The organism is Acinetobacter sp. D009 (assembly GCF_038562025.1).
Taxonomy (GTDB): Bacteria; Pseudomonadota; Gammaproteobacteria; order Pseudomonadales; family Moraxellaceae; genus Acinetobacter; species Acinetobacter pittii.
Window position 1 is genome coordinate 787,319 of the sequence record NZ_CP151886.1, and the last position, 7,748, is coordinate 795,066.

Annotated in this window: 6 protein-coding genes; 5 read left to right on the forward strand and 1 reads right to left on the reverse strand. The window is 36.8% G+C overall.

Annotated features, from left to right (window positions below; all coding sequences use genetic code 11):
* The first annotated feature begins 30 nt into the window (after positions 1-30).
* The gene (gene sucC / locus AAC388_RS03855; protein WP_001048573.1) at positions 31-1,197 is read left to right on the forward strand and encodes an ADP-forming succinate--CoA ligase subunit beta; all 1,167 of its coding nucleotides are present in this window, start codon (positions 31-33) and stop codon (positions 1,195-1,197) included.
* Between the two features lie 14 nt (positions 1,198-1,211).
* Positions 1,212-2,102: a succinate--CoA ligase subunit alpha gene (gene sucD / locus AAC388_RS03860; protein WP_000114637.1), complete on the forward strand. Its 891-nt coding sequence runs from the start codon at positions 1,212-1,214 to the stop codon at positions 2,100-2,102.
* A gap of 409 nt (positions 2,103-2,511) precedes the next feature.
* On the opposite strand, the gene trpS is transcribed toward sucD, so the two are convergent.
* A complete protein-coding gene (gene trpS / locus AAC388_RS03865) occupies positions 2,512-3,525 on the reverse strand; it encodes a tryptophan--tRNA ligase (protein WP_005072927.1) in 1,014 nt (337 codons plus the stop codon).
* 208 nt (positions 3,526-3,733) lie between these two features.
* Between trpS and AAC388_RS03870 the strand changes: the two genes are divergently transcribed.
* The 3 genes from AAC388_RS03870 to AAC388_RS03880 all read left to right on the forward strand — a co-directional run bounded on the left by AAC388_RS03870 (position 3,734) and on the right by AAC388_RS03880 (position 7,331).
* Positions 3,734-4,663, forward strand: coding sequence for a DUF808 domain-containing protein (locus tag AAC388_RS03870; protein ID WP_262522285.1), 930 nt, complete (start codon positions 3,734-3,736; stop codon positions 4,661-4,663).
* A gap of 27 nt (positions 4,664-4,690) precedes the next feature.
* The gene (locus AAC388_RS03875; protein WP_342371216.1) at positions 4,691-5,590 is read left to right on the forward strand and encodes a neutral zinc metallopeptidase; all 900 of its coding nucleotides are present in this window, start codon (positions 4,691-4,693) and stop codon (positions 5,588-5,590) included.
* A 238-nt stretch (positions 5,591-5,828) separates the two neighbouring features.
* Positions 5,829-7,331: a cation:proton antiporter gene (locus AAC388_RS03880; protein ID WP_005064573.1), complete on the forward strand. Its 1,503-nt coding sequence runs from the start codon at positions 5,829-5,831 to the stop codon at positions 7,329-7,331.
* Positions 7,332-7,748 lie beyond the last annotated feature (417 nt).

Sequence of the window (7,748 nt, forward strand, 5' to 3'; positions counted from 1 at the left end):
GACAACAAACAAAGTTAAGTAGGTAACTAAATGAACTTACATGAGTATCAAGCTAAAGCGTTATTGAAAGAATATGGTATGCCAGTACAAGAAGGTATCTTGGCTACCAATGCAGACGAAGCAGTTGCTGCATTTGAACAGCTTGGTGGTAAATTCGCGGTAATGAAAGCGCAAGTTCATGCTGGTGGTCGTGGTAAGGCTGGTGGCGTTAAAGTTGCAAAATCTAAAGAAGACGTTATCGAATTTGCAAACAATATCATTGGTACTCGTCTTGTAACGTATCAAACAGATGCAAATGGTCAACCAGTAAACAGCATTATTGTTGCTGAAGACGTATACCCAGTTGAGCGTGAGCTTTACTTAGGTGCGGTTGTAGACCGTTCTAGCCGTCGTATTACTTTCATGGCTTCTACAGAAGGTGGTGTAGAAATCGAGAAAGTTGCTGAAGAAACTCCAGAAAAAATTATCAAAGTTGAAGTTGATCCATTAGTTGGCTTACAACCATTCCAAGCACGTGAAGTTGCGTTTGCTTTAGGTTTGAAAGATAAACAAATCGGTCAATTCGTAAAAATCATGACAGCTGCTTACCAAGCATTTGTTGAAAATGATTTTGCTTTATTTGAAATTAACCCACTTTCAGTTCGTGAAAATGGCGAAATTTTATGTGTAGACGCGAAAGTAGGTATCGACTCTAACGCGCTTTACCGTTTACCTAAAGTTGCTGCTTTACGTGACAAATCTCAAGAGAATGAGCGTGAATTAAAAGCATCTGAATTTGATCTTAACTATGTTGCTTTAGAAGGTAACATTGGTTGTATGGTTAACGGTGCTGGTCTTGCAATGGCAACTATGGATATCATTAAACTTTATGGTGGTCAGCCTGCAAACTTCCTTGACGTTGGTGGCGGTGCAACTAAAGAGCGCGTAATCGAAGCGTTCAAAATCATCCTTGCTGATACATCTGTACAAGGTGTTTTAATCAACATCTTCGGTGGTATCGTACGTTGTGACATGATTGCTGAAGCAATTATTGCAGCGGTTCAAGAAGTAAACGTAACTGTTCCAGTTGTTGTTCGTTTAGAAGGTAACAACGCTGAGTTAGGTGCTAAATTACTTGATGAATCTGGTTTGAAATTAATTTCTGCAAACGGCTTGTCTGATGCCGCAGAAAAAGTTGTAGCTGCAGTTAAAGCGTAAGGGGAGTATCAATCATGAGCGTATTAATTAATAAAGACACTAAAGTATTGGTACAAGGTTTTACTGGTAAAAACGGTACTTTCCACTCTGCACAAGCTTTAGACTACGGTACAAAAGTTGTTGGTGGTGTTACTCCAGGTAAAGGTGGTACTACTCACCTTGACTTACCAGTATTCAACACAATGAAAGAAGCTGTACGTGAAACAAATGCAGATGCATCTGTAATCTATGTACCAGCTCCATTCGTTTTAGACTCAATCGTTGAAGCGGTTGATTCAGGTGTTGGCCTAATCGTTGTGATCACTGAAGGTGTTCCAACAATCGACATGCTTAAAGCAAAACGCTATTTAGAAACTAACGGTAACGGTACTCGTTTAGTTGGTCCTAACTGTCCAGGCGTGATCACTCCGGGCGAATGTAAGATTGGTATTATGCCTGGTCATATTCACCAACCAGGTCGTATTGGTATCATCTCGCGTTCAGGTACATTGACTTATGAAGCTGTTGCTCAAACAACTAAGCTTGGTTTAGGTCAGTCTACTTGTATCGGTATCGGTGGTGACCCAATCCCAGGTATGAACCAAATCGAAGCGCTTCAATTGTTCCAAGACGATCCAGATACTGATGCAATCATCATGATCGGTGAGATCGGTGGTACAGCGGAAGAAGAAGCTGCTGAATTCATCAAATCTAACGTGACTAAGCCTGTAGTAGGTTACATTGCTGGTGTAACTGCTCCTAAAGGTAAGCGTATGGGTCACGCTGGTGCGATTATTTCTGGTGGTCAAGGTACTGCTGAAGAAAAATTCGCTGCATTTGAAAAAGCAGGTATGGCTTACACTCGTAGCCCAGCTGAGCTTGGTTCAACTATGTTGCAAGTTTTAAAAGAGAAAGGTTTAGCTTAATCGCTTTACGCTGAATCTTAAAAAGCACCGCATCTGAAAAATGATGCGGTGTTTTTTTATTTATTAAAGAAAAATAAGAGTTTTTATAAGTATAGCTAATTCATAAATAAAATTTTTAGGCAAAAAAATACGCAATGATTGGGGTGATCATTGCGTAGAACAACGAATCTGTAAAAACAGTTTCGGTTTAAGGAGAAATGTCGTGAGGCTCATATGATGTAACCTACATAGAGGATAATAGATAAAGTTAAGATATTCTTCATCGCTATTAGCGTTAATAAGTGTTACTTCACGTTAATAGGGTAAAAGCCTGTGAATAGCTATCAATACATTAGTAATTCTAAAAAATGAATATTATTGAATCTAATAAATAAAAAAGCCCCGAAGGGCTTTTAGTTTTCAAAAAGGATTAAAATTTAAATAAACCTAAACCATCTTTAACTTCGTCTAAAGTCTGTTGAGTAATAAGACGGCATTTATCTGTACCTTGACGTAAAACATCCATAATATAGTCAGGATCTTTAGCAAGTTCTTCGCGACGTTCACGAATAGGTGTAATTAACTCTTTTAAGACACCTTCAAGACGTTTTTTAACCGTACCGTCACCAAGACCACCGCGACGATAGTGAGCTTTTAATTCTTCAACTTCTTCTTTATTTGAATCAAATGCATCTAAATAAGTAAATACGATATTGCCTTCAACTTGACCTGGATCTTCAATACGAAGGTGATTTGGATCGGTGTACATCGCATTAACAGCTTTTTTAATGTCTTTATCAGAAGCATTTAAAACGATGGTATTGCCTAATGATTTAGACATTTTCGCTTTACCATCAAAACCAGGTAGACGTGCCATATTAGAAAGCAAAGCTTTACATTCAGGCAAAAGATCTTGACCGATTTGGCGATTTACTCGACGTACGATTTCATTCGTTTGTTCAATCATTGGAATCTGATCTTCACCCACTGGAACCACAGTTGCTTTGAAAGCAGTAATGTCAGCCGCTTGTGCAACAGGGTAGCAGAGAAAACCAGCTGGAATGTCACGTTCGAAACCACGCATTTGAATTTCAGATTTAATGGTCGGGTTACGTTCTAAACGCGCAACTGTCACAAAGTTAAGATAAAGCATTGTGAGTTCATTGAGTGCTGGTAAGCAAGATTGAACACAAATGGTAGTTTTTGTTGGATCAATGCCTACAGCTAAATAATCTAGAGCAACTTCTAGAATATTACGACGAACTTTATCTGGATTATCTGCATTATCTGTTAATGCTTGTGCATCTGCTAATAAGAGATGTTGATGATGGCTATCCTGTAAACCTACACGAGAACGCAAAGAACCGACAAAGTGCCCAAGATGAAGTTGTCCGGTTGGGCGGTCGCCTGTCAAAATAATTGGACGCTGATCAACATTACTCATTATTTATTCCACTATCGTATTGGCTTAATCAGGGGTAGTAAGCCCTGTAATATAAAAGATTGGCATTATTGTACGGGAAATAAATTTTTTTCGTCAGCGATTGGGGAAACTTTTCTTAAAATAATATTGTGAATTTATTCAGTAAAATTACAGAAATTCAAAAAAATCATCTTACAATAGCCTTAATAAATACAAACTTGGATAAGAAATGGCGAGTGGCTTACTTTTATTACTAGATGATATAGCAACAATTTTAGATGATGTTGCTTTAATGAGCAAAATGGCAGCCAAGAAAACTGCCGGAGTTTTAGGTGACGATTTGGCCTTAAATGCTCAGCAAGTAACAGGTGTGCGCGCAGATCGCGAACTACCTATTGTTTGGAAGGTGGCTAAAGGCTCATTTGTTAATAAGCTTATTTTAGTTCCTTTAGCATTGTTAATTAGTGTAATTGCACCTTGGCTTATTAACCCGCTATTAATGCTCGGGGGGTTATTTTTATGTTATGAGGGAGTAGAGAAAGTTCTTCATACCATTATGCATAAAAAAGCTTCTACATCAGAGGAAGCAAAAGCAGAGCTTGAAACTGAAGAATTAGATTTAGCAACTTTTGAAAAAGAAAAAATAAAAGGAGCAGTAAGAACTGATTTTATTTTATCGGCTGAGATCGTGGTGATTACGCTCGGTACAGTTGCTACGGCTACTTTAATGACCAAGGTAAGCGTTTTAAGTGTTATTGCAGTTGTGATGACAATCGGCGTTTATGGCCTAGTTGGTATGATTGTTAAGATTGATGATTTGGGATTATATTTAACAGAACAGTCGACCTCATTTAAACAAACTATAGGTCGAGGCCTATTAGCTTTTGCTCCTATTTTGATGAAATTACTTTCAATCGTGGGCACTATTGCAATGTTTTTAGTGGGTGGCGGGATTATTAATCATACGATTCCATTACTTCATCACTTAACTGAAGACACAGTAGATCATGTAGAAACAATACCAGCAGTGGGTAATATTATTGGTGCTTTAACACCAACATTGATTAACTTTGGAATAGGACTTATTGCAGGTGCAATTGTTCTATTAATTGTGAGCTTAATACAAAAAATGTGGCCTAAAAAAGCATCAGGTTCATGATGCCATTCTAAAAAGAAGAGGGAAATTATGCGCTGGAAAGGTCGACGAATTAGTAGCAATGTTGAGGACCGTCGAGGTGGTGGCGGTGTTAGAGCAGGCGGTATCAGTATTATTGGTTTGGTTGTTGCATTTGTTGCGTGGAAGTTCTTTGGTGTTGACCCACAGCAGGCTTATCAAGCAACGCAGCAAGTTACTGCTTCACAACAATCAAATGCAACTGCGCCAGAAAGTTTAACGGCCGAGCAAAAAGAAGCCTCGGATTTTGTTGGAACGGTTTTGGCTGATACAGAGGACGTCTGGACTCCTATATTTAAACAGTTAGGTAAAAGCTATACACCACCTAAATTAGTTTTATTTAGTGGAATGATTCAGTCAGGATGTGGCACAGCTCAATCTGCGATGGGGCCATTTTATTGTCCTGCAGATCAAAAGGTTTATATCGATACAGAATTCTTTAAAGATATGCGTCAGCAAATGGGAATTTCTGGTGAGCAGAACCAAACTGAACTTTCTAGGGAAGATCAAGCCGGGGATTTTGCACAAGCTTATGTGGTTGCACATGAAGTAGGGCACCATGTTCAAACCTTGCTGGGTATTTCGTCACAAGTCCAGCAAGCTCGTGCACAAATCAGTCAAAGAGAAGGTAACCAATTATCTGTTCGTCAAGAATTACAAGCTGACTGTTTAGCGGGTATTTGGGCGAGTCATAATCAACAGCGAACTCAATTTTTAGAGCAAGGTGACATTGAGGAAGCGATGGATGCTGCTCAAAAAATTGGAGATGATTATTTACAGAAGCGTTCTACAGGTCAGGTTGTTCCTGATAGCTTTACTCATGGTAGTAGTGAACAGCGAATGCACTGGTTTCAGGTTGGTTTAAAAACTGGTGATATTAACCAATGCGATACTTTTAATAATCCAGTTTAAAATTTTATAGGATGAGTCTTGTTAAACATAATTTAATAAGCTCATCTTTTTTTAGATCATAACTATAAATAATGTTAAGAAATTTAACAGATTGATAGATTGTTCAATCAATTCGTTAAACTTGCATCCGAATTTTCATTTTTTATGATCATGGCATTATTAATGCCTGCATTTTGTTTAGTTTGGTCGACCTAGCAAAATTTTCTTATTTGGTCGTTGACCCAGAAGAAGGGTATTCATGGGTAATTTTTTTCTATTACAAGCGTTTACAGTGGTTTTTGCACTATCAATTGCAACCACGATCTTTAATAAGCGTATTTTAGGCTTTCCACAGGCGATTGGTGTTCCTCTAGTCTCAGCAATTTTTGTCTTTATTCTACAGTGGGGTGCCAGCCTACTAAATGGTAACCAGTTTATTACCATTAACATTCATAATATTGAAGAAGCAGTACGCCATATCGATTTTTATGATTTTTTAATTAATGGTGTTATTTGTTTTATTCTAACTTCTTCTGCACTCAAATTTAAAATTTCAGATCTAAAAAGTTATTGGAAACAAATTAGTATTTTGGCAACGATTGCCTTAGTGCTTTGTGCCGTATTGTTTGGCAGTTTACTCTACGGATTCCAATTACTGGTTGGATATCATGTGCCTATTCTGGTGCTATTACTTTTAGGTGCGGCTTTAGGAGCAACAGACCCAATTGGTATTAAAGGTGTGCTTAGTTCGATTCGAGCACCACATCATTTAATTGTTAAGCTAGAAGGTGAATCATTATTTAATGATGCAATGTGTATTGCATTGTTTATGACTTTGCTTAATGTTTTACAGGGTGAACATTTTTCATTGGTAGCGACATTAGAAGCTCTACTTTATGAAATTGTTGTCGCCGTCGGGATTGGTTGGGCATTTGGGGTAGGGGTGTTGCGTCTATTACGTGGTAAACACGAAATGGAGTCCCTGATTTTAACAACAGCTTTACTTGCAAGTGGAGCATATTTGGTTGCTTTGTTTGCGCATGCATCAGCACCGATTGCTTGTGTAATTGGCGGTTTAATTGTTGGAAACAAATGGAAGGAAATACGAGAAGAGCGAGAGATTCAAGAAGTTAATCATTTCTGGCACACTGTAGAAGGAATTATTAACTCATTCTTATTTACTTTAATTGGCTTAGAGTTATTTATTCTTGATCTAAACTTTAGCCTGATTTTAGGCGGTATTGTTGCGTTCTTTATCCTACATATCTCTCGTTTTGCAGCTAACTTCATGGCTTTTGCGTTTTTCCCGAATATGCGGAAAATGAAAAGTTATAATGGTAGTTTGACTATTTTATCTTGGGGTGGGGTACGAGGAGGAATTTCACTTGCATTGATTTTGGCAGTAGCCAATATTCCCGCCTTAAGTCCCTATAGTAGTATCCTGATTGGATATACATTTATTAGTGTATTGTTATCAGGTATTGTGTGCGGCCTAGGCTTACCAGCTGTGATGAATGCTTTTTATTACAACCCCAACGAAGAAACTGAAGGCTTAAAAGGCTTTTATCAAAGGTTGTGCCATAAGATGAACCGAAGAGGTTTTCAGTATATTGTGGGAGAGGATGCGCTGGGTAGAGAAACAATCACCGTTTATAATCCAGATATTCTTGTAGACCAAAAAACTGAGGATGGAATTGCGACAATGCATGACCCGAATAAGTTACAAGAAGTAAAAAGATTTGAGAGTCCAGATAATTTCTAAATATAAATAGTTTTAAAATTTATAAGATATTTAAAAATGAGGTTTTAGTGTAATAGTAAAATATTACCTAAAGCCTTTTTTTTCTATATATATCATTAATAATATATTTTATTTTATTAAGATATTAATAATTGTTATATGAATATTTTAATTAAATGATTTTTCAACAAATGGTAAATAGAAAAACAATAAATTTGTTTTATATATAAAACGTTTAACGTGATTTTTCATTAAATTAACATAAGAAAAACTTAACTAAGACTTATATATAATTTCTATTAATTAAAATTTTTTCTTTAGGTACTTTAGTATTTGTTTTTTTTATTTTAAAGTGTTTAATGTAAAAATGATCACATTACTTAATGTTTTTAAGTTGTAGGTCAAAAACTTAGAAAGATTAAGTAAAAAGAATTATAC

Coding starts and splice junctions, on each gene's coding strand:
- sucD (WP_000114637.1), top strand. CDS start 1,212: ATGAGCGTATTAATTAATAAAGACACTAAAGTATTGGTACAAGGTTTT.
- sucC (WP_001048573.1), top strand. CDS start 31: ATGAACTTACATGAGTATCAAGCTAAAGCGTTATTGAAAGAATATGGT.
- AAC388_RS03870 (WP_262522285.1), top strand. CDS start 3,734: ATGGCGAGTGGCTTACTTTTATTACTAGATGATATAGCAACAATTTTA.
- trpS (WP_005072927.1), bottom strand. CDS start 3,525: ATGAGTAATGTTGATCAGCGTCCAATTATTTTGACAGGCGACCGCCCA.
- AAC388_RS03875 (WP_342371216.1), top strand. CDS start 4,691: ATGCGCTGGAAAGGTCGACGAATTAGTAGCAATGTTGAGGACCGTCGA.
- AAC388_RS03880 (WP_005064573.1), top strand. CDS start 5,829: ATGGGTAATTTTTTTCTATTACAAGCGTTTACAGTGGTTTTTGCACTA.